Here is a 24,848-nt window from a genome sequence, read left to right on the forward strand (position 1 = left end):
CCCCAGCGGGCCGAGAGCCGAGCGAGCCTTCAGCCCGAACTGAGGTCCGCTACAACCGCACCAGCGGCGTGCGCCCGGCGGCCGCAGCGCGAGCGCCCACGAGCCCCGCGTCCTCGAGCCAGTTGCCGAGCATCGTGTAGCCGCCCTCGGTGAGCACGGATTCGGGATGGAACTGCACGCCGTAGAGCGGCGCATCGGCATGCCGGAGTCCCATGATCACGCCGCCGGGCGTACGCGCCGTCACGATCAGCTCGGCCGGCACCGTGCCGTCGACGACCGCGAGCGAGTGGTACCTCGTGGCCGTGAACGGCTGCGGAACGTCGTCGAACAGCACGCTCTCATCGTGCTCGACGACGCTCGTCTTGCCGTGCATGAGTTCCTCGGCATTGGTGACGACGGCACCGAAGGCCTCGGCGATGGCCTGGTGCCCGAGGCAGACCCCGAGCAGGGGCGTGCCGCTCTCGTACGCCGCACGCACCACGGCGATCGAGACGCCGGCGTCGGCGGGCTTACCCGGCCCCGGAGAGACCAGCACGGCGTCGTAGTCGGCGATGCGGGCGGCGGCATCCGTCGCCTCGAAGTCGTCGTTGCGCACGACCTCGGTCTCGGCCCCCAACTCGCGCAGGTAGCCGTTGAGCGTGTAGACGAAGCTGTCGTAGTTGTCGATCACGAGTACGCGGGTCATTGGTCCACCGTCACATTCTGCGGATTGACGATCTGGTCTATCCACGGGAAGACCCACGTGGAGAGGGCGAAGAGCACGGCGACGATCAGCACGATCACGAGGAGGATGCGCACCCAGATCGGTCCGGGGAGAAGACGCCAGAGGGCTGCGTACATGTCAGGCTCCACTCGTCTGGGCGGCGACCTGCGCCGCGATCTCGGCAGGCGGCCCCGCCGACAGGGGCTGCCAGCTGTCGAAGACCCCATAGGCGATGATGCGCTCGGCCGTCGAGTAGAGCGGGTTGCAGCTGGTCAGGGTGATGATGCGATCCGTCGCCGGCACGTCGGGCGATCCCGGCACCGGGGCCAGCACCTCCACCTGGTGGGCCAGCACGTACTGCAGCGACCGGAACTTGTAGGTGTACCAGCCGTCCTGCGTCTGCACGATGATCGAGTCGTCGAGTTGCAGTTCGTTGATCAGGTGCATGCCGCCGCCGTAGGCGCTGCGGTGAGCCGCCACCACGAAGTTGCCGACCTCGCCGGGCAGCTGCGTGTCGGGGTAGTGCCCCACGCCCAGCTCGGTGCTGTTCAGCACGTCCATGCCCGTGCCCTCGGCGATGGTGCGGTGGTAGGCGGGTCCGTAGCGCGGGATGTAGAGCACGGCGAAGGGCTGGCCGGCCGTCACGGAGGAGAGCACAACGGGATCGCCCGGATCCGTCGGCGCCGGCGTCGCTGTCGTCGTGGGGTCCGGCGTCGCCCGCGACTGCTCGATCCATTCCTGGCTGAGCGATGACGCCGCAGCGCTCTGACGGCTCGCGGTGATCCAGTCGTTCCACCACAGCTGCCAGGCTATGAAGAGCAGCACTCCCACGCCGGCCGTGATGAGCAGTTCGCCCAACACGCTCAGCACTGTGGCCCGACTGCGGGGGCGACGAGGGCGAACGGATGCAGCGGGCTGCTGTTCGCTGCCGCCGTCGGCGGAGCGGCCCTCGGCGTCATCCATGTGTCGATTCTAAGGTGGCTCGCCGATCACGATAGAATCGCGGGCATGGCACGCACCAAGTCACCGAAGCCCGCGCGCGCGGCTGAGTCCACCACCAACGCGGACACGCCGAACCCCGTCTGGTTCAAGCCGGTCATGTTCGGCTTCATGCTGCTCGGACTGGTGTGGATCATCGTCTTCTACGTGAGCAACGCCTCACTCCCGATCCCCGCCATCGGATCGTGGAACATCCTCGTCGGGTTCGGCATCGCCTTCATCGGCTTCCTCATGACCACCCGGTGGCGTTGACGCTCCTCCCCCACGTATTCGAACCGCCGGTATCCCCAGGATGCCGGCGGTTTCTCGTGTGCCCACCACGGGGTCAATTACACCGGTGTAATTATCCCCAGTGTTAATAAACCTGTGGATAACTTCTGTGGACAAAGCTGTGGAGAAGGGGAAAGTCACCGGATAGCCCGGTTACGCACGCAGGAGACCGGCGATTCGCCCACACCAAGGGCGCGACGCGGGAAATCAGGCCAGTGGGAAGAAGACGTAGCGCAGGCTGAGCACCAGCAGCACGATCGTGAGCGCGACGATCAGCACAGTCTGCAGGGTGCGCTGCCGCGGATTACGCGTCTCGACGAAGATGAGGCCCATGAGCGCTCCGCCGACCAGGCCACCCACGTGCGCCTGCCAGGCGATGTTCGTACCGGGGATGAAGCCGATGACCAGGTTGATGCCCACCAGGACGAGCAGTTGGGTCATGTTGCCGCCGAGACGGCGTTGGATCACGAGGAAGGCCCCCATGAGACCGAAGATCGCTCCGGATGCCCCGACGACGGCCGTGAGCGGGGGCGCCAGCCAGACGACGCCGACGGATCCGGCGAGCCCGCTGATCAGGTAGAGCGCCAAGAACCTGCCGCGCCCGAGCAGGCTCTCGAGCAGCTGCCCGAAGATCCACAGGGTGTACATGTTCAGGGCGACATGGAAGATGAATCCGGTCGAGTGCACGAACACCGACGTGAGCATGCGCCACGGTTCGAACGCGAACGTGCTCACGTAGACCGGCTGGAAGAGCAGGTACTGCGTGACGTTCAGACCGGGGATGAGCTGCAGGAGGAAGACGACGAACGTCACCCCGATGATCGAGTAGGTGACGACGGGCCTGCCGCGCCCCGTCAGACGGGTGAGGATCGCGGGCTTCGTGCGCGGCGCGTTGGCGCGCTGTTCCTTCATGCACTCCGGGCAGAACACACCGACGGCGCCGGGCGTCTGGCATTCCGGGCAGATGGTGCGGCCGCAGCGCTGGCAGAGGATGTAGCTCTGCCGATCCGGATGCCGGTAGCAGAAGGCACCGGCATCCGGTCGATCAGTCACGAGGGATCAGACCTCTTCGACGGTGACGCTCTCGATCACGACGTCCTGGAGGGGACGGTCGCGACCATCGGTGGCGACGGCGCCGAGCTGGTCGACGACCTTGCGCGACTCGGGGTCCTCGACGGCGCCGAAGATGGTGTGCTTGCCCTGGAGCCAGGTGGTGGGCGCGGTCGTGATGAAGAACTGCGAACCGTTGGTTCCGCGGCCGCCCTGGATGCCGGCATTGGCCATGGCGAGCACGTAGGGCTCGGTGAAGTCGAGCTCGGGGTTGATCTCATCGTCGAACTGGTAGCCGGGTCCGCCGATTCCCTGACCGAGCGGGTCGCCGCCCTGGATCATGAAGTTGGGGATGATGCGGTGGAAGACGACGCCGTTGTAGAGCGGGTCGGTGCTCTTCTTGCCGGTTCCGGGGTGGGTCCACTCGATCTCACCGGTGGCCAGGCCGACGAAGTTGCGGACTGTCTTCGGGGCGTGGTTCCCGTAGAGGTTGACCTTGATCGGTCCGAGAGTGGTGTTGAGGGTGGCGACTGCCGTGTGCTTGGACATGGAGACAATCCTACAGAGAGGCATCCGCGGCCCCGGAGGCTGTTCGCCCGGGACGAACTGTGAACTCGCCTGTAGGAATCATCAGGATCGGTGGCAAGATGGGAGAAGTTCGCCCCCGAATCGATGGAGGTCTTTCATGGGCTTGTCTCGCAAGCGCCGCAAGGAATTGAATCGTCTGCGCGCCAGTGCCGAAGAGCTCTGGAGCCGTCAGCAGGAGGTTCTCGATCACGCCAACTCCGTTGCCCGTGAAGCCAGCCGCCAGGTCAGCCACCTGACGCGCGAGGAGGTCACCCCTCGGGTGCAGGCGTCCTACGCGCAGTACCTGCAGCCGCGGGTCGAAGGTGCGCGCCAGTTCGCGCAGGAGACCGGCAAGAGCATCGAGCAGACGGTCCTGCCCGCGTTCGGCAGCGCTCTGGGAACCGTGCTCACCATCGGCGACATCGCCAAGGACAAGCGAGTGAAGGCGGCGATCGACCGCCTGAACCGTGGCAAGGTCGTCGTTCCGGTGAAGTCGGGCCCCGGCGTCGGGGTCTACCTGGCCGCTGCGGCCGGCGTGCTCGCTGCTGCCGGCGTCGCCTACGCGGTGTGGCAGACCTTCCGCGCCGATGACGAGCTCTGGATCGCCGACGAGCCACTTCCGGGCTCCGAGTCCTCAGCCAACGACTGACACGTAGCGCACGACGAGAGCCGTCATCCCCGCGGGATGGCGGCTCTTCTCATTCCCGCACGTAGGTTCCCGTCGGCGGCTCGCTCTCGTTCAGGGTGAGGCCCACGCGCACGAGCTCCACAGTGTGCAGCGCGTTCACCTCCTCGAGCGGCACCCAGCGTGCCTCATCCGTGCTCCCGCCGATCTCGTCCGTGAGATCCCCCGAGACGACGTGGGCGCGATAGACGATGCGAAGCGCCTGCAGAGGACGATTGAGCGGCCCCGGCCTGTTGCGCCCCGGGATGACATGGGTGTCGATGCCGAGCAGCCGGTCGAGTTCGGCGACGTAGCCGGTCTCCTCGAGGATCTCCCTGACCGCAGCGACGGCCGGGTGCTCCCCGTTCTCGATTCCGCCACCGGGGAGTGTCCAGCCGCTGCGCCCGTGTTCGTTCCAGTGCGAGAGCAGGATGGCACCGTCACGGATGATCACGCCGTACGCGCCCACTCGGATGTCCATCCCCATGCGGCAACCCTACAAGCCGCCCATTCCCCGACCGCGCGATTCCTGACGAAGATTCAGTGCGTAGCGAGAAGGGCGAGCCGTGGCGCCGGCAGCGCCGGTGATCCAGCGGGAATCCGATTAGACGCCGAGCGCCGGATGCGGCATCCGCAGGTGGAGAAGAGTGTGGAGCCTGGGAGAATCGAACTCCCGACATCCTGCTTGCAAAGCAGGCGCTCTACCAACTGAGCTAAGGCCCCGTGAAACGGGTCGTGCTGTGAAATTGTCGTGCTGTGTGAAATTCACTGTGGGGATACGAGGACTTGAACCTCGGACCTCTTCGTTATCAGCGAAGCGCTCTAACCGCCTGAGCTATATCCCCGAAATGGCCAGATAGAAGACTACCTGACGCTTTCCGATTGGAGAAATCGAGTCGATCTCGCCATCGTGCGGCCTGCTAGTTGTTCGTGAAACCGACCAGGACGCCGCCGGTGACCTTCACGCTGAGGTTGTAGAGCAGGGCCGTGATGGCGCCGAGCGCGGTGGTCACGACGAGGTTGAGCAGGGAGACGACGACGGCGAAGCCCATGACCTGTCCGAGCGACAGGATCGCCTTCAGGTCGTTGGAACCGCCGGCCACATCCTTGAACAGCTTGTTGGCCGCATCGAAGATGCCGGTCTGGCTCACCACCGTGTAGACGAGGAAGGTGCCCACGATCGTCACGATCGCGAGGCAGATCGCCACGAGGAAGGACAGCTTCACAGCCGACCAGAAGTCGACGTACACCAGACGGAGTCTGACCTGCTTCGACGTCGCGCGGCGCGGCGTCTTCTTGGCGAGCTTCTCAGCGACGCTACTCATCTACGGTTTCTTCCTTTCCCGATTCGCCGTCGGTGTCGGGCTGCTCTTCAGCACCCGTCAACCCGCGTTCGGAGTTCTTCGCTATAGCGATGATCCGGTCGGAATCCGCGAATTTCGCGAAGATCACGCCCATGGAGTCGCGTCCGGTGCGGTTCACCTCGGCGACGTCAGAGCGTATCACCTTGCCACTGGCGAGAACCACGAGCACCTCGTCCTGGTCGGCGACGATGAGGGAACCCACCAGATCTCCACGGTCTTCGCTCAGCTTCGCCACCTTGATGCCGAGGCCGCCACGGTTCTGCACCCGGTACTGGTCGACCGAGGTGCGCTTGGCGTAGCCACCCTCGGTCACGACGAACACCGAGGCGAGGCCGGAGGCATCGGCATCCGTCCCCTCGACTCCGCCCGCGTCCTCGGCGACCGGAGCCGCCGGAACGACCGATGCGCTCAGCAGTTGGTCGCCGGACCTGAAGTCCATGCCCTTCACGCCGGAGGTGCTGCGGCCCATCGGGCGCAGCGCCGAGTCGGTCGCTGCGAACTTGAGCGACATGCCCTTGCGCGAGACCAGGAGGATCTCGTCGCCCTGGTCGACGAGCATGGCGGAGACGAGTTCGTCGCCCTCGCGCAGCTTCACGGCGATCACACCGCGCGACCGGTTGGTGTCGTACTCCTCGAGGGCGGTCTTCTTGACCAGGCCGTCGCGGGTTGCGAGCGCCAGGTACTGGGCGACGGAGTAGTCGCGGATGTCGAGAACCTGGGCGATCTGCTCGTCGGGCTGCAGCTCGAGCAGGTTGGCGACGTGCTGTCCCTTGGCGTCGCGGCCGCCCTCCTGGATCTCGTAGGCCTTCGCCCGGTAGACGCGACCCATGTTCGTGAAGAACAACAGCCAGTGGTGAGTGGTCGTGACGAAGAAGTGCTCGACGACGTCCTCGCCGCGGAGCGCTGCTCCCTTCACTCCCTTGCCACCGCGGTGCTGGTTGCGGTAGTTGTCGCTGCGGGTGCGCTTGACGTATCCGCCGCGGGTGATGGTGACGACCATCTCCTCCTCGGGGATGAGGTCCTCGACGGTCATGTCTCCGCCGTAGCCGTACATGATCTCGGTGCGGCGGTCGTCGCCGTACTTGTCGGTGATCTCGGCGAGCTCGTCCCGCACGATCGTGCGCTGGCGCTCCGGGGTGGCGAGGATCTCCTTGAGGTCGGCGATGGCGAGCTCGATCTTCGCGAGGTCGTCGAGGATCTTCTGGCGTTCCAGGGCTGCCAGGCGACGCAACTGCATCGCGAGGATGGCGTCGGCCTGCAGCTTGTCGATCGTGAGCAGCTCCATGAGGCCGGTGCGGGCCTCATCGGCATTGGGCGAACGACGGATGAGGGCGATGACCTCGTCGAGGGCGTCGAGGGCCTTGGCGAGACCGCGCAGGATGTGGGCGTCGGCCTCGGCCTTGTCGAGTCGGAACTGGGTGCGGCGGACGATCACTTCGATCTGGTGGTCGACCCAGGCGCTGATGAAGCCGTCGATGGCCAGAGTGCGCGGAACGCCGTCGACGATCGCGAGCATGTTCGCGCCGAAGTTCTCCTGCAGCTGCGTGTGCTTGTAGAGGTTGTTCAGCACGACCTTGGCGACGGCGTCGCGCTTCAGCACGATCACCAGTCGCTGGCCCGTGCGGCCCGAGGTCTCGTCGCGGATGTCGGCGATGCCCGAGAGCTTGCCGTCCTTGACGAGGTCGGCGATCTTGATCGCCAGGTTGTCGGGGTTCACCTGGTACGGCAGCTCGGTGACGACGAGGCAGGTGCGACCCTGGAGCTCCTCCACGCTGACGACGGCGCGCATGGTGATCGATCCGCGACCGGTGCGGTACGCGTCCTGAATGCCCTTGACGCCGAGGATCTGGGCTCCGGTCGGGAAGTCCGGACCCTTGATGCGCTGCAGCAACGCCTCGTGCAGTTCCTCGCGCGACGCCTCGGGGTTGTCGAGGTACCACTGGGCGCCGGATGCCACTTCCCGGAGGTTGTGCGGCGGGATGTTCGTCGCCATGCCGACGGCGATGCCGACGGATCCGTTGACCAGAAGGTTCGGGAAGCGCGACGGGAGCACAGCCGGCTCCTGCGTGCGGCCGTCGTAGTTGTCCTGGAAGTCGACGGTGTTCTCGTCGATGTCGCGGACCATCTCGAGGGCGAGCGGGGCCATCTTGGTCTCGGTGTATCGCGGGGCGGCAGCGCCGTCATTGCCCGGCGAACCGAAGTTGCCCTGGCCGAGAGCCAGGGGGTAACGCAGGCTCCACGGCTGCACGAGTCGCACGAGGGCGTCGTAGATGGAGGAGTCGCCGTGCGGGTGGAACTGACCCATCACGTCGCCGACCACGCGCGAGCACTTGGAGAATGCCCGGTCAGGGCGGTATCCGCCGTCGTACATCGCGTAGATCACACGACGGTGAACGGGCTTGAGACCGTCACGCACGTCGGGGAGGGCACGCCCGACGATGACGCTCATCGCGTAGTCGAGGTACGACCGCTGCATCTCGAGCCGCAGGTCGACCTGGTCGATCCTGCCGTGCACGCCGGGACCGTCTTCTGTCGGTTCGGTCGGTGTCGCGTCTGCCATCATTCTTCTTTCTCAAGTCCGCTGGTCGAAGGGCGCGACGCAGGAGCCGTCGCGGAAATCGACCGAATCAGATGTCCAGGAACCTGACGTCCTTGGCATTCGTCTGGATGAAGTTGCGTCGGCTCTCGACGTCTTCGCCCATGAGGGTGGAGAAGATCTCGTCGGCCGCGGCCGCATCGTCGAGGGTCACCTGCAACAGGGTGCGGGTCTCGGGGTTCATCGTGGTCTCCCACAGCTCCGAGTAGTCCATCTCACCCAGACCCTTGTAGCGCTGGATGCCGTTCTCCTTCGGGATGCGCTTGCCTGCTGCCGCGCCGTCGACGAGGAGGGCGTCGCGTTCCCGGTCGGAGTACACGTACTCGTGCGGCGCGTTCGTCCACTTCAGCCTGTACAGCGGCGGCTGCGCCAGGTAGACGTAGCCCAGGTCGATGAGCGGACGCATGTAGCGGAACAGCAGGGTGAGCAGCAATGTGGAGATGTGCTGGCCGTCGACGTCGGCATCGGCCATCAGGACGATCTTGTGGTACCGGGCCTTCTCGGGAACGAACTCCTCGCCGATGCCGGCTCCGAAGGCGGTGATCATGGCCTGGATCTCGGCGTTGCCGAGGGCGCGGTCGAGGCGTGCCTTCTCCACGTTGAGGATCTTGCCGCGCAGCGGCAGGATGGCCTGGGTCATGGGGTTGCGGCCCTGCACGGCCGAGCCGCCGGCCGAGTCGCCCTCGACGATGAAGATTTCGGAGAGCGACGGATCCTTCGACTGGCAGTCCTTGAGCTTGCCGGGCATGCCGCTCGATTCGAGCAGGCCCTTGCGACGAGTCGCCTCGCGAGCCTTGCGAGCAGCGAGTCTGGCCGTGGCCGCTTGGAGTGCCTTGCGGATGATGTCTCGAGCCTGCGTGGGGTTGCGGTCGAACCAGTCGCCGAGCTGATCGCCGGCGACGCGCTGGACGAACGACTTCGCCTCGGTGTTGCCGAGCTTGGTCTTGGTCTGGCCCTCGAACTGCGGCTCGGAGAGCTTCACCGAGATGACGGCCGTGAGGCCTTCGCGAACATCGTCACCGGAGAGGTTGTCGTCCTTCTCCTTGAGGATGCCCTTCTCGCGGGCGTACTTGTTGATCAGGGTCGTGAGCGCGGCGCGGAATCCCTCTTCATGGGTACCGCCCTCGTGCGTGTTGATCGTGTTCGCGTAGGTGTGCACCGACTCGTTGTAGGCGGTGGTCCACTGCATCGCGACCTCGAGCGCTATGTGGCGCTCGGTGTCCTCCTGCTCGAAGGAGATGATCTCCTCGTGGACGAGGTCGGCACGCTTCGAGTGGTTGAGGTACTCGACGTAGTCCTTGAGGCCGTTCTCGTAGAGGAAGGTGTCGTTGCGCTGGACACCCTCGGCGTCGCGGGAGATCTCGCGCTCGTCCGTGAGTTTGATGGTGAGTCCCTTGTTGAGGAACGCCATCTGCTGGAAACGGGCGCGCAGGGTCTCGTAGTCGAACTCGACGGTCTCGAAGATCTCCTCGCTGGGCCAGAACGTGATCGTGGTACCGGTCGCGTCGGATTCCTCATCCATCGAGAGAGGAGCATCCGGGACTCCGATGCTGTAACTCTGGCGCCACACGTGACCCTGACGGCTGACGGCGACGTCGAGCTTCGTCGAGAGTGCGTTGACCACGGAGGAGCCGACGCCGTGCAGGCCACCGGACACCGCGTAGCCGCCACCGCCGAACTTTCCGCCGGCGTGCAGCACAGTGAGCACCACCTCGACGGTCGAACGACCCTGCGCCTTGTTCAGGTCGACGGGGATGCCGCGGCCGTTGTCGATGACGCGGACGCCACCGTCGGGGAGGATCGTCACGTCGATGAGATCGGCGTGGCCCGCGAGAGCCTCGTCCACCGAGTTGTCCACGATCTCGTAGACCAGGTGGTGCAGACCACGAGGACCGGTGGAACCGATGTACATTCCCGGTCGTTTGCGAACGGCTTCAAGTCCTTCGAGGACTTGGATCTCATCCGCACCGTATGCGTGCTCGGGAGACGTATCCTTCGGTTCCGCTGTCATATGAAATTGGGCTCCTGACCGTCGTTCAAGCGACCCCTCATCCTACCAAACGGGGGTCACGACTGCGGCCACGACAGCCGATCTGAGGGACTTTTCGAGCGAGTCCGACCGAATTTGACGGCCTAGCCGTAGGTATCGCGTGGACCACGCCCTGGAATTGATCTGGGACCCTTTTTCCATGAAGGAGCGTCCGGCCCCAGAAAGCGCACCGAGGTGATGCCGGCATCCGGATAGCGCTGCGCGATCGAGGTCATGATCGCCACCCGCATGAGTCTCAACTGCGTCGCCCATGCCGTCGACTCGCACTGCACGGTCAGCCGGCCGTCCTCGATTCCGGCGGGGGTGGAGTGCTTCGCGGTCTCGGCGCCGGCGATCTCCGCCCACGACTCCATCAACGACGACTGGGCGAGCGGGGACTGCCAACCGAGCTGCGCGGTGAGGGCATCGAGGGCCGACCCGAGGCCCTTCGGGTCGCGTCCGGGTCCGAACGGTTGGCTTCCCCCGTCCTCTTTCGTCTTGTAACGCTTGCGGGTGAGGCGCGGACGTGAGCCCGATTCGGTGAAGACGCCCTTCAGTCGCAGATAGAAGCGACTCGACTCGGTGTCGGCGAGGTCCGCGGTCTGCGTGAGATCGGCCTGCCCCGCGGCATCCGTTGTTCCACGTGAAACATCGCCCGGAATCTCAGGCATCGACGACCTCCCCTGCACGGATGCGAACCACGGTTCCGGCCAACGCCTCGGGAACGTCGTCCAGCACCGCCGCGGTGATGAGCACCTGCTCGTAGCCCGTCACAGCGTCGGCGAGGCGACGACGCCGGGCCTGGTCGAGCTCGGCGAAGACGTCGTCGAGGATGAGCACCGGATCACCGCTCGCGAAGTCGTGCCGCAGCAGTTCCGCCGATGCCAACTTGAGTGCCAGCGCATACGACCACGACTCCCCATGACTCGCATAGCCCTTGGCCGGCAGGGCGTTCAGCATCAACACGATGTCGTCGCGGTGCGGGCCGACGAGCGTGATGGCGCGATCGAGCTCGCGACCGCGCAGTCGCGCCAGCATGTCCCGGAAGCGAGTGGCGATCTCGGTGACGGATGCCGCGCGGGGTGCACCGTCGGCGGCGGGAACTGCATCCACCGTCGACTCGCCCTCCTCCCCCGCTCCGGATCCGTCGATCGAGAGCGCCGGAACCAGGCGCGGAACCTGATCGTCGCCGGCGACGGACTGGTACGCCTCCCGCAGTGGATCCTGTAACCGGTCGATGAGGTTCAGGCGTTCGGCGATGATCTCGGATCCGAGAACGACGAGTCGCTCGTCCCAGATGTCGAGGGTGCTCAGCTTCGCGTCGCGCAGCCCACTGGCCCGCGCCGACTTCAGTAGGGTGTTGCGCTGGCGCACCACCCGCTCGTAGTCCGACATGACGCCGGCCAGGCGCGGAATCCGCTGCACCAGCAGTTCATCGAGGAATCGGCGACGTCCAGACGGCTCTCCGCGCACGAGTGCGATGTCTTCAGGAGCGAACAGCACGCTGTGGCAGTACCGCACCAGCTCCCGCGGCTTGACCACTCCGCGATTCAGCTGGGCTCGATTGGCCCCGACCCGATTGATCTGCAGCTCGGCGAGCAGCTCGCGGTCTGAGCTCTGCAGCCGTGCCCGGATGATCGCCGCATCCTGGCCGGCTCGGATCAGCGGCTGGTCGCTCGAGACCCGATGCGACGACAGAGTCGCCAGGTACCCGATGGCCTCGACGAGATTCGTCTTGCCCTGGCCGTTGCGGCCGACGATGAGCGTCGGCCCCGCTTCGAAGGCGACCTCGGCCCTCTCGTAGTTGCGGTAGTCCGTCAACGAGAGGTGGGCGATCCGCATGGGCTCATCCTCTCGTCCGTCTCTGACACTGCTGCGCTGCTGATTTTACGGCCGCTGATCTCGCCCCGTCCCGAACCTCAGTCCGACCCCACCCGTCTCAGCCTCCCGAAACGAGCCGGGGGAGGCGGTCCGATATGTCTGGGGTTCGGCGGGCATCTTTGGGCGAGACATATCGGATCGCCTCCCCCGGCGACCCCACCCGCCGCCAAGACCTCCAAGAAATGAAGGCCCCGTCCACCGCAGCAGACGGAGCCTTCATTTCGACGACGAGAAGTGGCTAGCCGGCATCCTTCACGCCATGCCCACCGAACTGCTGGCGGAGGGCCGCGACGGCCTTCATGGCCGGCGACTGGTCCTGGCGCGACACGAAGCGGGCGAAGATCGACGCGCTGATGGTCGGAACCGGAACTGCACTCGCGAGAGCCTCTTCGATGGTCCATCGGCCTTCGCCGGAATCCTCGACGTAGCCCGCGATCTTCTCGAACTCGGGGTCCTGCTCGAGGGCGCGGACGAGGAGCTCGAGCAACCAGGACCGCACGACGGTTCCGCGCTGCCAGGCCTTGAACGTTCCGGGAACGTCCTTGATGATGTCCTCGCGCTTGTCGAGGAGTTCGTAGCCCTCGGCATAGGCCTGCATGAGGGCGTACTCGATGCCGTTGTGCACCATCTTGGCGTAGTGGCCGGCGCCGATTTCGCCGGCGTGCACGAAGCCCTCGTCGCGAGGACCTTCGGGACGCAACGCGTCGAAGATCGGCATCGCGCGCTCGACCTGCTCGGTCTTTCCGCCGACCATGAGGCCGTAACCGTTCTCGTGGCCCCAGATTCCGCCTGAGACGCCGGCATCGATGTACTCGATGCCCTTCGCCGAGAGCTCCTCGGCGTGGCGCAGGTCCTCGGTGAACCTGGAGTTGCCGCCCTCGATGATGAGGTCGCCCGCCTCGAGGTGCTCACCGAGCTCGGTGATGACCGAGTCCGTGATGGCACCGGCGGGAACCATGACCCAGACGATGCGCGGAGCGGGGAGCGCTGCGACGAGATCGGCAACTGATGCCGCATCCGTCACTGCCGGATTCTGGTCGAAGCCGGTCACTTCGATGTCGTGTTCGCGAAGGCGGGCGCGCATGTTGCCGCCCATTCTGCCGAGGCCGATGAGCCCGATGTGCATGGGAGTGCTTTCTGTTGTGTGCGAGATGTCAGCGCAGAAGCAGGTTGGGCTGCAGCAGGTAACGGTAGCTGTCAGCGCCGGCCTGGTCACGGGATGTCTGGCTCGTGATGAGCACGGGTCCCGGCTTGTTGGGGTTCTCAGTCTTGGTGAAGGAGATGCGCACGAACTCCGAGTGCACGGCTCCCAGTCCATCGAGGAGGAACTGCGGCTTCAACGATACGACTGTCTCGCCGCCGGTGAGAACGGCATCGATGGTCTCGGATGCCTGAGCCTGCTCGGAACCGATGGCTTCGAGGGTCACGCCGTCGGGTGTGAAGGAGTACCGCAGGGCCGCCTCGCGCTCGAGCACGAGCGAGACACGGCGCGTGGCCTCGATGAGATCGGCCGTGTTCATCACCGCGTAGTTCTCGACCGTGTCGGGGAACAACCGGCGCACGGGCGGGAAGTTGCCCTTGATGAGCAGGCTCGTGACGGTCTTCTTGTCGGCGGTGAAGGCGATGAGCTCGCGCTCGTCCTTGCTGGTGATGGACACCGAGATCGTGCCGCTGTGGCCGAAGGTCTTTCCGACCTCCTGGAGCGTGCGGGCCGGTACGAGCGCTGTGATGGTCTCGGCAGTGCCCGTGGATCCGCCGTCCCAGTCGATCTCACGGACGGCGACCCTGTAACGGTCTGTCGCCACGAGTCCGAGGCTGTTCTCGGTGACCTCGAGCTGCACGCCGGTGATCACCGGGGTGACATCGTCGCGCGAGGCCGCGACGGCGACCTGGGCGACGGCGGATGCGAATTCCTCGGCCGGCACGATACCGGTTTCGGAACTGATCTGCGGGATGCTCGGGTATTCCTCGACGGGCATCGAGAGCAGGGTGAACGAGGCCGAACCGCAGCTCACGAGGATGCGGGAATCCTCGGTGCTGAAGCGCACCGGGGCGTTGGGCAGCCGGCTGGCGATCTCGGCCAGGAGTCGGCCGGAGACCAGGATCGTTCCGGTCTCCTCGACATCGGCACTGATCTCGGTGCGGGCTGACACCTCGTAGTCGAAGGACGACAGGACGAGTCCGGTGGCGGTGGCTTCGATGAGCACCCCGCTGAGGATGGGCAGGGTCGTCCGCTGCGGGAGGAGCTTGACCGCGAAGGACACTGCTTCGCTGAAGACATCCCGATTGGCTTGGAACTTCACTGAGCCACTCCTGTCGTACGTACGTGTAGTGCTGCCCATGCTAGCCCGTGGGTGTCAGGGGTGGAGTGCGCTTCGGCGTGCACGATTCGTCATTCGGCATCCGGCGGCAAAAGTTGTCGAGCTGGAGTGTTTAAAGAATTGTGTTTAACGGTGTTAACAAGTGTGGAAACTGTGGATAACTTCGGCGATCCCGCTGTTTGTCTGGGAACTACAGGCGTGTGAGTTGTTGGCGGCCTGTTGGCGTTAATGGGATGGCCCGGGGCTCGATCCCAGTGATGACGGGCGAGTTTCACAGTGATCGGGAAGTAGTCAACATTAATCGGGCAGTTACTCGTTAAGTTTCCACAGGTTATGCACAATGTGTGAGTAGCGGCATATTTCGGCGGGCGTATTCCACAGGTGGGCGTGTCGGGCGGTCCTGGAGGCGCGCTGAAGGAACCCGGCCGGCCGCACGGGTCAGAGCAGGTGGGCTGCCGAGCAGGGCTACTTGTAGCGGTGCGTCTGCTTGATGCGGTTGGTGAGCTCGGTCACCTGGTTGTAGATCGAGCGCCGCTCCTTCATGAGCTCGCTGATCTTCTTGTTCGCGTACATGACCGTCGTGTGGTCGCGGTTGCCGAACAGCTGCCCGATCTTGGGCAGTGAGAGGTTCGTCAGTTCACGGCAGAGGTACATGGCGATCTGTCGCGCCGTGGCGACGGCCTGCGATCGGCTCGACCCGTAGAGGTCGTCGACGGTCAGCTTGAAGTAGTCGGCCGTGTGGGTGATGATGTCGACCGGTGCGATGACGTTGTCCTCATCGAGCGTGATGAGGTCCTTCAATACGGTCTGCACCAGGGCCATGTCGACGGGCGTCCGGTTGAGACTGGCGAACGCCGTGACACGGATGAGCGTGCCCTCGAGTTCGCGGATGTTCGACGACACCTTTGTCGCGATGAACTCGAGGATGTCGTCCGGAACCTGGAGCTTGTCGTTCTGGGCTTTCTTGCGGAGGATCGCGATGCGGGTCTCGAGGTCGGGGGCCTGCACGTCGGTGATGAGGCCCCACTCGAAGCGGCTCCTCATGCGGTCTTCGAAGCCGGTCAGATGCTTCGGCGGCAGGTCGGAGGTGATGACCACCTGCTTGTTGTGGTCGTGCAGCGTGTTGAAGGTGTGGAAGAACGCCTCCTGCGTCTCCGCCTTGCCCTGCAGGAACTGGATGTCGTCGATCAACAGGATGTCGATGTTGCGGTAGCGCGCCTGGAAGACGGAACCGCGGTTGTTCGCGATCGAGTTGATGAAGTCGTTGGTGAACTCCTCGGAGCTCACATACCTGACCCGGATGCCGGGATACAGGCTCATCGCATAATGACCGATGGCGTGCAGGAGGTGGGTCTTGCCCAGTCCTGATTCCCCATAGATGAAGAGCGGGTTGTACGCCTTCGCCGGGGCCTCGGCCACGGCCACAGCCGCGGCGTGGGCGAAGCGATTCGACTGGCCGATGACGAAGTTGTCGAAACTGTACTTCTGGTTGAGGCGGGTGTCGCTGGAACGTTCCGGCTGGGTGTTCTCGAACACGGACTGCGGAGTCGCGGGTGTCTCGACCTCGTTCGGCTGATCCACCGGCGCGGCGATGTCGGGGCGGAAGTTCTCCTGCTCGAGCTCGGGGTTCACGACGACGTAGAAGTTCGTGACCTCCGTCGGCAGGGCACCGAGAGCGGCCAGGAGGGCCACGCGCATCCGCTGGTTCAGCATGCTCGCGGTGAAGTCGTTCGGAACCTCGAGGTAGAAGGTGCCGGCGGCGATGCCCTTCGGCTCCACGAGACCGAGGAACCCGTACAGCATGGGAGTGACGCTCTGGTCGTTCCCCAGTCGTGCAAGGACGTCCTGCCAGACCTCTTCGATCGGTCGTTCGGCCTCAGCCATACCCACTCGCATCCATTCGACATGCCACCGGAAGGAAATGCCTCGACGCTGAGCTTGCCCGGTCGGCAAAGTATTCACAAAGTTATCCACCTCCTGTGTGGAATACAGGCGATTTCTCAGGTTTGATGCACCCAAAGCTGGGGATAACTTGGTTCATCACGCTACTGGGGGCACCGGAGGGGATCAAATCCCCGCCAAGTCGCGGCGTGTCGGTGCGCAGAGAAACCTCCGAGTGTGTGGAGAATTTCAGGTTTGGCCCCGCCCCGGTTTGACCGAACGTCGGGCAGGGCCTAGTTTTAATCAGTTGACGACGAGCCCTCGGGCTCCCCCCTGCCTTCCCGCCGATTCCTACGGTGCGTGGAGAACCAAGACTGTGGAGATCACCCCATGAGCAAGAGAACGTTCCAGCCGAACAACCGCCGCCGCGCGAAGGTTCACGGTTTTCGCCTGCGTATGCGCACCCGTGCGGGTCGCTCCATCCTCGCCGCGCGTCGTCGCAAGGGCCGCACCGAGCTCTCCGCTTAAAGCGTCTGAGCGACAGACGTGCTCGCTCGAGCCAACCGCGTGACGAGCGCCGGCGACTACAGAGTCACCGTGCGCCGTGGTCGGCGGTTCGTCGGAGCACACACTGTCGCTTATGTGCGGCCGAATCCGGAGAGCACCCAGGTGCGCTTCGGATTCATCGTCGCCAAGAACGTCGGTTCTGCCGTTCGCCGCAATACGGTGCGGCGGAGGCTGAAGGCGGCGAGTTTCGAGATGGTCGGCTCCATGGCTCCGGGCACGGATGTCGTCATCCGTGCCCTGCCCGGGGCTTTCGATGCTTCGTGGGTTACCCTGCGGGCTGAGGTTGTTCGGGCCGTGACCAAGGGCGTGATGTGAATACCGCTGTGACTGCCGCCGTTCTGGCGCCCCGTAACGCGGCCGTCGTGCTGCTGCGCGGATATCGCGCGGTCATCTCACCCTTGTACGGCGATGTCTGCCGCTATTACCCGTCCTGCTCGGCGTACACCCTGCAGGCGATACAGGAGCATGGCCTCGTGATCGGATCGGGACTGGGTGCACGGCGCATCGCGCGATGCCATCCATGGGCCGAGGGCGGGATCGACGACGTTCCCCTGAAGAAGGTCCGTCGCTATCGCGTGACCCCGTTCGGTTTTGTAGTTGCTGAGAGCCAAGGAAAGGGCTGACCCTCACAATGGACCTTATTGGAACGATTCTCTGGCCTCTCAAATGGGTGGTCGAGCTTCTCCTGGTGGGCTGGCACCAGCTCCTGGCGGCCATCGGCATGGACCCGGCAGCCGGAATCACCTGGGTGCTCTCCATCGTGGGCCTCGTGCTCGTCGTGCGTGCCGCGCTCATCCCGATCTTCGTGCGGCAGATCAAGAACCAGCGACGGATGCTCGAGGTCGCTCCGCAGCTGAAGAAGATCCAGGAGAAGTACAAGGGCAAGAAGGATCAGTTCTCGCGTGAGGCCATGTCCCGCGAGACCATGGAGCTCTACAAGAAGACGGGCACGAACCCGCTGAGCTCCTGCCTGCCGCTGCTCATCCAGATGCCGATCTTCTTCGCGCTCTTCTCGGTGCTGAACGATGCCCAGCACTCCAAGGCCGGCGTCGGTCCGTTGAACGAGACCCTGGCCGAGCAGTTCGGATCGGCGAAGCTCTTCGGTATCGCCCCCCTCCACGACTCGTTCGCGTCGCAGTGGACGCTGATGACCGCCGGCGAGCCCTATGTCGCCGCGGTCATGTGGATCGCCGGAATCATGGTCGTCCTCATGACGGCATCGCAGTTCTTCACGCAGCTGCAGATCGTGTCGAAGAACATGTCGCCTGAGACCAAGGCGAGCCCGATGTTCCGTCAGCAGCGCGTCCTCCTCTACCTTCTCCCGCTCGTGTTCGCCTTCTCGGGCGTGGCCTTCCCGCTCGGCGTGATGTTCTACTGGCTCACCTCGAACATCTGGACCATGGTTCAGCAGTTCATCGTGATCCGCAGCATGCCGACTCCCGGCAGTGAAGCGGCCAAGGCCCGTGAGGCTCGTCTGGCTCGCAAGGGCAAGCTCGAGGCCAAGGACGGCGACATCATCACCATCGATGAGCCGAAGAAAACGACCCAGCGCCAGCAGCCGATGAGCAAGGACCGGGCCAAGAAGCAGGCCAAGCCCGGCGACGCCGCCGGCTGACCCACGGAATTCAAGAGAGCAGAACTATGACGGACGTTCAGAACGCCACCACCCACTCCCCCACGCGTGAGCAGTTGGAGCAGGAAGGCGATGTCGCAGCGGACTACATCGAGGAGTTCCTGGACATCTGCGACATCGACGGCGACATCGACATCGATGCTCGCAACGGGCGCGCCTATCTGTCCGTGAACGCTGAGGACGGCGCCAACCTGCGCGTCCTGGCCAAGGCCGACGTCGTCAACGCCCTGCAGGAGCTCACCCGCTTGGCCGTTCAGGCCAAGACCGGCGCCTTCTCCCGCCTCATCCTCGACATCGGCGGATCGCGTGATGCGCGCCAGGCCGAGCTCTCCGCTCTGGTCGGCCGCGCCATCGAGCGCATCGAGGGCGGCGCTGCCGAGGCAGCCCTCCCTCCGATGTCGTCGTACGAGCGCAAGCTCGTTCATGATGTCGTGGCCGAGCGCGGCTATGTCTCGGAGTCGCGCGGCGAGGGTTCGGACCGCCACACCGTCATCACCCCAGCCTCCTGACCAGCGCGTCCGGCGATGTTTCACGTGAAACGAGGCACGCATGGCTGAGGAAGCCGTGACTGTGGAGGCCGAGCCCACCGTCGCCGAGTCGCTCTTCGGGGCGCAGATCGACGTGGCCCGCGCCTTCACCGCGAACCTCGCTCGCTTCGGCGAGGAGTTGGGGCTCATCGGCCCTCTCGAACTCCCCCGCCTGTGGACCCGTCACGTTCTGAACAGCGCGATCATGGCTCCGCTGCTGCGCCCGGGCAGAGTCGGAGACATCGGCAGCGGAGCGGGCCTTCCGGGTCTGGTGCTCGCCATCGCCCGGCCGGATGTCGACTTCATTCTCATCGAGCCCATGGAACGTCGCGTGGCCTGGCTTCAGAGCCAGGTCGACGAACTGGGCCTGACGAACGTCGAGGTCGTGCGCGCACGGGCCGAAGAGGCCAAGCTCTCACCTCTCCTCGACCAGGTCACCGCGCGCGCCGTCAGCGCCCTGCGGACTCTCATCCCCCTGGCGGCTCCCCTGGTGAAGACCGGTGGAGAACTCGTCCTCATGAAGGGCGCCAACGCCGAGCGGGAGATCGAGGCCGCAGCCAAGGTGATCCGTAAGTACCACCTGCTCGATGTCGAGATCGTCATGCTCGGCGAGGGTGTGCTGGACGAGGTGACGCGGGTCGTTCGGGCTACAGTGGACTAGTCCTCTCCCCTGCTGTTCGAGGGCGGAGGTCCTCCACAGATTCGACGTTTTTCGAGCGTCGTGTTCCGCGGATTCGGCACGATCGCCGGATGAGACGCGTATTCATCGAGTTGCGAAGTAGGAGTTTTCTGCAGATGCCGAACGAGACCCGTCGCGGATGGTTCCACCGCAAGGACGACGACGATCGATCGGTAGCAGCTTCCGTCGATGACACGCAGTCCACGGCGCCTGAAGAAGCCGATTCGGGGGCGGATTCGACCCAGGACGGTGCTGTGGGAGCCATCCTAAGCGCTGACGCGGCGGCTCCGACCGGCGGATCGACGCTGGAATCGCCCTCAGAGCCTCCTGCTGACGACCTCCCGACCGTTCCCGAGCCGGAAGAGGCCACGTTTCACGTGAAACAATCCGACATCGCGACAACTGCGACCCCCTCCCCATCGTCGGCATCGAACGAGTCGGAGACTCCGCTCGCCCGGGAGGTTGCCGACCAGACCCGCCGGCGCCAGGCGCTGGCGTCGGCCCCCCTCCCCCTCCCCGACCACACTCGGATCTTCACGATCTCGAATCAGAAGGGCGGCGTCGGTAAGACGACGACGACAGTGAATCTCGCCGCGGCGTTGGCGTTGTCGGGTGCGAAGGTGCTGGTCATCGATCTCGATCCGCAGGGCAATGCGTCGACGGCCCTCGGTGTCGAGCACCGTTCCGACACCCCGAGCGTGTACGACGTGATCATCGGTGATGTCCCCCTGGGAGACGTCATTCAGGCGAGTCCGGAGGCGGGTGACCTGTCCTGCGTTCCGGCGACGATTCATCTCGCCGGTGCTGAGATCGAACTGGTATCCCTCGTGGCCAGGGAGCAGCGGTTGCGGCGGGCTCTCGACCTGCATCTCAAGCAGATGGCGGAACCGTATGACTACGTCTTCATCGATTGCCCGCCATCACTCGGACTTCTGACGATCAACGCGTTCGTGGCGGCCAACGAGGTGCTCATTCCCATTCAGTGCGAGTACTACGCCTTGGAGGGGCTGAGCCAGCTTCTGAAGAACATCGAGTTGATCGAGAAGCACCTGAATCCTGAACTCAATGTGTCCACGATCCTGCTCACCATGTACGACTCGAGAACCAATCTCGCGAACCAGGTGGCGCAGGACGTGCGTGACCATTTCCCCCAGCAGGTTCTCGGAACGATCATTCCCCGATCGGTGCGAGTCTCCGAGGCACCGAGTTACGGCCAGAGCGTGATCGGCTACGACCCGGGATCCTCCGGTTCCCTGTCCTATCTCGAGGCTGCGGCCGAGATCGCCCGTCGGGGCGCCCCCATCATCGAAGGAGCACGCAGGTAATGGCGAAGCGCACAGGACTCGGCCGAGGCATCGGCGCCCTGATCCCCACCGGAGACGAGGAGCGTACGAGCCGTCCAGTCGACGTGTTCTTTCCCGGAGGTCCCGTCGAGCCGGAGGAGCAGAACGACGAGCTTCTCGCCGTTCCAGGCGCACGACTCGCCCAGCTGAACCCCGCGGACATAGTTCCGAACGCACACCAGCCGCGATCCGTCTTCGTTGCCGAAGACCTGGCCGAACTGGTGCACAGTGTGCGAGAGTTCGGTGTCCTCCAGCCCATCGTGGTTCGCCCGCATAACGATCTCCCGGGCAAGTACGAACTCGTCATGGGTGAGCGACGCCTGCGTGCCACCAAGGAAGTCGGCCTCGAGACCATTCCTGCGGTCATCAAGGACACGGCCAACGAGGACATGCTTCGCGATGCGTTGCTCGAGAACCTGCACCGGTCGAACCTGAACCCGTTGGAGGAGGCTTCCGCCTACCAGCAGCTCCTGGCCGACTTCGGCATCACCCAGGAAGAGTTGGCCGGACGGATCGGGCGCTCTCGTCCGCAGATCTCCAATACTCTCCGCCTTCTGAAGCTTCCGGAGCCCGTGCAGCTGCGGGTTGCAGCCGGAGTCCTGACTGCTGGTCACGCCCGCGCGATCCTGTCCGTCGGTGACGGGGAGGCTATGCAGGTGCTTGCGGACAAGATCGTAAACGAGGACCTCTCGGTGCGTGCTGCCGAGGCGGCTGCCGGCGCTACGCCGAAGATCGCGAAGACCCGCCCGAACGCCGGAAAGCACCACGGACATCTCGATGAGATCGCCGGGAGGCTGGGCGACAGGCTCAACACCCGGGTGAAGATCTCGCTGAGCGCCCGGAAAGGCCAGATCACCATCGACTTCGCGACGATCCAGGACCTCAACCGCATCCTCGAGGAGATGGGCGAGAACAACTTCCCCGGTTGAGTCGATCCATCCAGAGAACGCCCCGTTTCACGTGAAACGGGGCGTTCTCTGCGTCTGGCCTCAGAGAGGCGCTCGCAGGATTCCGGGAGGCCGGGGCATGTCGGCGAGCTGCGAGGGGTCAGCCCAAGCGCCGCTTGTCTCCGGCCACCGACAGGAATGCGAGTGCCTCAGGGTTTCACGTGAAACTCTCCGGTTCGGTCGGCTGGAAGCGCGGTAGCGCCAGGTGAGTGTGACTACGCCGCCAACTCCTCGCCCGTAGCCGACGCGATCCAGAAGTGAGGCCGGGATCGGGGACGTTTCACGTGAAACACCCCCTCCTCCACCCAACACGTGAGGGTGGGTTCCCAGAGGAGCCCGCGGTGCCGCTTCTGGTGGGGCAGGGGCCGCAGCACTCCCCCGTCACCGTATGGGCGAGTGCAGGCAACCGCGATGCAGAGCTGTTTCACGTGAAACATCGGCGTTCGGACACCGAACATGGCCGACCCGTCGGCGCAGACGGGTCAGCGCGCCGCCTGGATGGCGAGGGCGGAGTACAAGCCAGGCAGGGTGAGTCCGGCTGCCTCGATCGCCTGGGGCACGAGTGAGGTCTCAGTCATGCCAGGCAGCACATTCGCCTCCAGGAACCAGGGGGTTCCTTCTGCGTCGACGATGAGGTCGATGCGTGAGAGTTGGCGCAAGTGCAGGAGATCGTGGATGGCCACCGCGGTGTCCGAGACCCGTCGCGCCACCTCATCGGTGAGTCGAGCGGGACTGTAGAACAACGTCTCCCCGGCGTTGTAGCGGGCATCGAAGCTGTAGACGCCACTGAGGGGCTCGATCTCGACCGCCGGAAGAGCGTGGGCACCGTTGCCATCGTCTACGACGGCGACGGCGACCTCCGTGCCGGTGACGTGACGTTCGACCAGGGCGGTGTCGGAGTAGCTGTACGCCTCGACCATGGCACGCGGGAGTTCCGAGGGCTCCTGAACGATCGAGACCCCTTGGGCCGACCCCCCTTGCGACGGCTTCACCACGACCGGGAAGGTCAGGGCTGCTGCCACCCGCTCCAGGACGTCAGCGGCACCGAGGTCGCGGAAGGTCTCTCGACCGAGCGTGATCGAGTCCGGCGTCGCGTAGCCGGCGCGGCGGATGAGAGCCTTCGCCACCGGCTTGAGCCATGCCAACGAGGCATCATCGCCCCGGGCGCCGATGAATGGGATGCCCGTGGTCTCGAGAAGGGAGAGGAGTGCTCCGTCCTCCCCCGTCGTGCCGTGCAGGGCCGGCCAGATCACATCGGGTCGGTGCTGCGCCAGGCGGGAGAACAGTGAGGCGTCGGGATCGACGAGACGAACCGTGTGTCCGGCTGAGGTTAGGGCGTCGGCGATACGCCGCCCACTGCGCAGCGACACGTCGCGCTCGTGTGAGATCCCTCCGGCAAGGACGACGATGTCGAGGGCTGACGCGGAACTCTCCGACGGCGTGTTGGTGTTCATGAGGGTCCGTTCGTCAGTTGAGGTCGGTCGGCGGAAGGCTGAAGCGGTTGCTGGAGCGAGCCGAGGCGAGGCTGCCCGTGCCGGCGAAGGTGTCGAGGAGCTCGAGCTCACCGCGCAGGACATTCGAGAGACGACGGATGCCGAGTCGAATCTGATCAGGAGTCGGATAGCAGAACGACAACCGGATGTTCTGTTGCCCGCCGCCGTCACCGTAGAAGGCCGTACCCGGGGTGTACGCGACCAGTTCCTTGACGGCGCGTGGAAGCATCGCCTTGGAATCGAGCGGCTCCGGCAGAGTCACCCAGACGTAGAAGCCCCCGGTCGGGTCCGTCCAGGTGAGCTCGGGCAGGTACTCCCCCAGCGCCGAGATCATCGTCTCCTTGCGTTCCTTGTAGACGCCACGGAAGGTGTCGATCTGTCCCTTCCAGTCCGCGGTCTCCAGGTACTTGGAGATCACGAGCTGGCTGAAGGAGCTCGGCGAGAGAACCGCAGCCTCGTTGGCGAGCACGAGCTTCTCGCGGATGGCGTGCGGTGCCAGGGCCCAGCCGGTGCGGAAGCCGGGCGCGAGCGTCTTCGAGAAGGTGCCGAGGTAGATCACGCCGTCCTCTTCGACCGAGCGCATGGCATCGGGGGCGGGCTGATCGAAGTAGAGCAGTCCGTACGGGTTGTCCTCGAGAACGAGGATGTCGTTCTCCCGCGCGATCTGCAGGATCTCGACCCGACGCTCCCAGCTGAGTGTGACGCCGGCCGGGTTGTGGAACGACGGAATGGTATAGAGGAACTTGATGGTCCGACCCGCAGCCTTGAGCCGCGCGATGTGCTGGCGGAGAGCCTCAGGAATGAGCCCGTGCTCGTCCATGGGAACGTGGTCGATGTCGGCCTGGTAGGACCGGAAGATCACCATCGCCGTGACGTAGCTCGGCCCTTCCGAGATCACGACGTCGCCGGGATCGAGGAACAGCTTGCTGACCAGTTCGAGCGCGTGCTGCGAGCCCGTGGTGACCACCACGTCGTCGGCGTGCGCCCGGATGCCCTCGAGGGCCATCACCTCGAGTATCTGCTCCCGCAGCTTCGGCACGCCCTGACCGGAGCCGTATTGCAGCGCGACCGGGCCTTCTGTGCGCATGACCTCGTCCATGGCGCCCTGGATCAGGTCGCGCGGAAGAGCGGAGACGAACGGCATCCCGCCAGCGAGGGAGACGACTTCGGGGCGTGAGGCCACGGCGAACAGGGCGCGCACCTCACTGGCGCGCAGACCGGCGGCTCGCTCGGCGTAGTGGTTGAACCACGGGTCGAGGTTGTTGCCGGACTGCGCTCTGTCGTTCACTGGGTGATCCGTTCTGTGAGGGTTCCATGCTATTCGCCGCCGCCGA

General features: G+C 64.9%; 26 protein-coding genes and 2 tRNA genes. 10 read left to right on the plus strand and 18 right to left on the minus strand.

Features of this window, described 5'->3' with window-relative positions:
• Positions 1-49: 49 nt before the first annotated feature.
• Genes ASF30_RS19375 through ASF30_RS19380 form a run of 3 tightly spaced genes read right to left on the minus strand, consistent with a single transcriptional unit; the run spans position 50 to position 1,666 of the window.
• Positions 50-685, minus strand: coding sequence for an anthranilate synthase component II (locus ASF30_RS19375; protein ID WP_055910713.1), 636 nt, complete (start codon positions 683-685; stop codon positions 50-52).
• On the minus strand, positions 682-840 hold the full coding sequence (locus tag ASF30_RS23040) for a DUF4175 domain-containing protein (RefSeq protein WP_162240780.1): 159 nt from the start codon (positions 838-840) through the stop codon (positions 682-684). The genes ASF30_RS19375 and ASF30_RS23040 overlap by 4 nt, the downstream gene beginning before the upstream one ends.
• Before the next feature lies 1 nt (position 841).
• A complete protein-coding gene (locus ASF30_RS19380) occupies positions 842-1,666 on the minus strand; it encodes a class E sortase (RefSeq protein WP_055910715.1) in 825 nt (274 codons plus the stop codon).
• A 45-nt stretch (positions 1,667-1,711) separates the two neighbouring features.
• Between ASF30_RS19380 and ASF30_RS19385 the strand changes: the two genes are divergently transcribed.
• Positions 1,712-1,954, plus strand: a complete 243-nt coding sequence (locus ASF30_RS19385; protein WP_055910717.1) for a cell division protein CrgA — start codon at positions 1,712-1,714, stop codon at positions 1,952-1,954.
• Between the two features lie 225 nt (positions 1,955-2,179).
• Here the strand turns inward: ASF30_RS19385 and ASF30_RS19390 are convergent, their stop codons facing one another.
• Both ASF30_RS19390 and ASF30_RS19395 read right to left on the minus strand, forming a co-directional pair.
• Complete coding sequence (locus ASF30_RS19390) at positions 2,180-3,025, minus strand: rhomboid family intramembrane serine protease (protein ID WP_055910719.1); 846 nt, start codon at positions 3,023-3,025, stop codon at positions 2,180-2,182.
• Between the two features lie 6 nt (positions 3,026-3,031).
• Positions 3,032-3,571 carry a peptidylprolyl isomerase gene (locus ASF30_RS19395; protein ID WP_055910721.1) on the minus strand — a complete coding sequence of 180 codons (540 nt, stop codon included), beginning with the start codon at positions 3,569-3,571 and terminating at the stop codon, positions 3,032-3,034.
• A 136-nt stretch (positions 3,572-3,707) separates the two neighbouring features.
• Here ASF30_RS19395 and ASF30_RS19400 point away from each other — a divergent pair, with 136 nt between their 5' ends.
• Positions 3,708-4,238, plus strand: coding sequence for a hypothetical protein (locus tag ASF30_RS19400; protein WP_055910723.1), 531 nt, complete (start codon positions 3,708-3,710; stop codon positions 4,236-4,238).
• A 49-nt stretch (positions 4,239-4,287) separates the two neighbouring features.
• Here the strand turns inward: ASF30_RS19400 and ASF30_RS19405 are convergent, their stop codons facing one another.
• The 11 genes from ASF30_RS19405 to dnaA form a co-directional block, all read right to left on the minus strand.
• A complete protein-coding gene (locus ASF30_RS19405; protein WP_235480406.1) occupies positions 4,288-4,740 on the minus strand; it encodes an NUDIX hydrolase in 453 nt (150 codons plus the stop codon).
• A gap of 163 nt (positions 4,741-4,903) precedes the next feature.
• Positions 4,904-4,976, minus strand: a tRNA-Ala gene (locus ASF30_RS19410).
• Between the two features lie 48 nt (positions 4,977-5,024).
• Positions 5,025-5,098: transfer RNA gene (locus ASF30_RS19415), tRNA-Ile, on the minus strand.
• 75 nt (positions 5,099-5,173) lie between these two features.
• Positions 5,174-5,578, minus strand: a complete 405-nt coding sequence (locus ASF30_RS19420; protein ID WP_055910725.1) for a DUF3566 domain-containing protein — start codon at positions 5,576-5,578, stop codon at positions 5,174-5,176.
• Positions 5,571-8,180, minus strand: a complete 2,610-nt coding sequence (gyrA, locus tag ASF30_RS19425) for a DNA gyrase subunit A (protein ID WP_055910726.1) — start codon at positions 8,178-8,180, stop codon at positions 5,571-5,573. The genes ASF30_RS19420 and gyrA overlap by 8 nt, the downstream gene beginning before the upstream one ends.
• Before the next feature lie 64 nt (positions 8,181-8,244).
• Entirely contained in the window at positions 8,245-10,224 is a 1,980-nt protein-coding gene (gene gyrB / locus ASF30_RS19430; RefSeq protein WP_055910728.1) for a DNA topoisomerase (ATP-hydrolyzing) subunit B, read from the minus strand.
• 122 nt (positions 10,225-10,346) lie between these two features.
• Entirely contained in the window at positions 10,347-10,913 is a 567-nt protein-coding gene (locus tag ASF30_RS19435) for a DUF721 domain-containing protein (protein WP_082468136.1), read from the minus strand.
• Entirely contained in the window at positions 10,906-12,084 is a 1,179-nt protein-coding gene (recF, locus tag ASF30_RS19440; RefSeq protein WP_055910730.1) for a DNA replication/repair protein RecF, read from the minus strand. The genes ASF30_RS19435 and recF overlap by 8 nt, the downstream gene beginning before the upstream one ends.
• A 277-nt stretch (positions 12,085-12,361) precedes the next feature.
• Positions 12,362-13,249, minus strand: coding sequence for a phosphogluconate dehydrogenase (NAD(+)-dependent, decarboxylating) (gene gnd / locus ASF30_RS19445; RefSeq protein ID WP_055910732.1), 888 nt, complete (start codon positions 13,247-13,249; stop codon positions 12,362-12,364).
• A gap of 28 nt (positions 13,250-13,277) precedes the next feature.
• A complete protein-coding gene (gene dnaN / locus ASF30_RS19450) occupies positions 13,278-14,426 on the minus strand; it encodes a DNA polymerase III subunit beta (protein ID WP_055910734.1) in 1,149 nt (382 codons plus the stop codon).
• Between the two features lie 483 nt (positions 14,427-14,909).
• Positions 14,910-16,328: a chromosomal replication initiator protein DnaA gene (dnaA, locus tag ASF30_RS19455; protein WP_055910736.1), complete on the minus strand. Its 1,419-nt coding sequence runs from the start codon at positions 16,326-16,328 to the stop codon at positions 14,910-14,912.
• Between the two features lie 387 nt (positions 16,329-16,715).
• Here dnaA and rpmH point away from each other — a divergent pair, with 387 nt between their 5' ends.
• The 8 genes from rpmH to ASF30_RS19490 all read left to right on the plus strand — a co-directional run bounded on the left by rpmH (position 16,716) and on the right by ASF30_RS19490 (position 22,003).
• Positions 16,716-16,853, plus strand: a complete 138-nt coding sequence (rpmH, locus tag ASF30_RS19460; RefSeq protein ID WP_055823896.1) for a 50S ribosomal protein L34 — start codon at positions 16,716-16,718, stop codon at positions 16,851-16,853.
• 18 nt (positions 16,854-16,871) lie between these two features.
• Positions 16,872-17,207 carry a ribonuclease P protein component gene (gene rnpA, locus ASF30_RS19465; protein WP_055910738.1) on the plus strand — a complete coding sequence of 112 codons (336 nt, stop codon included), beginning with the start codon at positions 16,872-16,874 and terminating at the stop codon, positions 17,205-17,207.
• Positions 17,204-17,515 carry a membrane protein insertion efficiency factor YidD gene (gene yidD / locus ASF30_RS22390; protein WP_082468138.1) on the plus strand — a complete coding sequence of 104 codons (312 nt, stop codon included), beginning with the start codon at positions 17,204-17,206 and terminating at the stop codon, positions 17,513-17,515. The genes rnpA and yidD overlap by 4 nt, the downstream gene beginning before the upstream one ends.
• 8 nt (positions 17,516-17,523) lie before the next feature.
• On the plus strand, positions 17,524-18,507 hold the full coding sequence (gene yidC, locus ASF30_RS19470; RefSeq protein WP_055910740.1) for a membrane protein insertase YidC: 984 nt from the start codon (positions 17,524-17,526) through the stop codon (positions 18,505-18,507).
• 26 nt (positions 18,508-18,533) lie between these two features.
• On the plus strand, positions 18,534-19,034 hold the full coding sequence (locus ASF30_RS19475; RefSeq protein ID WP_055910742.1) for a Jag family protein: 501 nt from the start codon (positions 18,534-18,536) through the stop codon (positions 19,032-19,034).
• Positions 19,035-19,074: 40 nt separating this feature from the next.
• Entirely contained in the window at positions 19,075-19,713 is a 639-nt protein-coding gene (rsmG, locus tag ASF30_RS19480) for a 16S rRNA (guanine(527)-N(7))-methyltransferase RsmG (RefSeq protein WP_055910744.1), read from the plus strand.
• Between the two features lie 410 nt (positions 19,714-20,123).
• The gene (locus ASF30_RS19485) at positions 20,124-21,056 is read left to right on the plus strand and encodes a ParA family protein (protein ID WP_055911060.1); all 933 of its coding nucleotides are present in this window, start codon (positions 20,124-20,126) and stop codon (positions 21,054-21,056) included.
• A complete protein-coding gene (locus ASF30_RS19490) occupies positions 21,056-22,003 on the plus strand; it encodes a ParB/RepB/Spo0J family partition protein (RefSeq protein WP_055910746.1) in 948 nt (315 codons plus the stop codon). Before ASF30_RS19485 ends, ASF30_RS19490 begins: the two co-directional genes overlap by 1 nt.
• Before the next feature lie 500 nt (positions 22,004-22,503).
• Here ASF30_RS19490 and ASF30_RS19500 read toward each other — a convergent pair whose 3' ends face one another.
• Together ASF30_RS19500 and ASF30_RS19505 are read right to left on the minus strand one after the other, a co-directional pair.
• Entirely contained in the window at positions 22,504-23,475 is a 972-nt protein-coding gene (locus ASF30_RS19500) for a D-alanine--D-alanine ligase family protein (protein ID WP_055910750.1), read from the minus strand.
• A gap of 13 nt (positions 23,476-23,488) precedes the next feature.
• The gene (locus ASF30_RS19505; protein ID WP_055910751.1) at positions 23,489-24,802 is read right to left on the minus strand and encodes an aminotransferase-like domain-containing protein; all 1,314 of its coding nucleotides are present in this window, start codon (positions 24,800-24,802) and stop codon (positions 23,489-23,491) included.
• Positions 24,803-24,848: the final 46 nt, after the last annotated feature.

Origin of the sequence: Leifsonia sp. Leaf264, from assembly GCF_001422325.1 — a bacterium.
Classification (GTDB): domain Bacteria; phylum Actinomycetota; class Actinomycetes; order Actinomycetales; family Microbacteriaceae; genus Orlajensenia.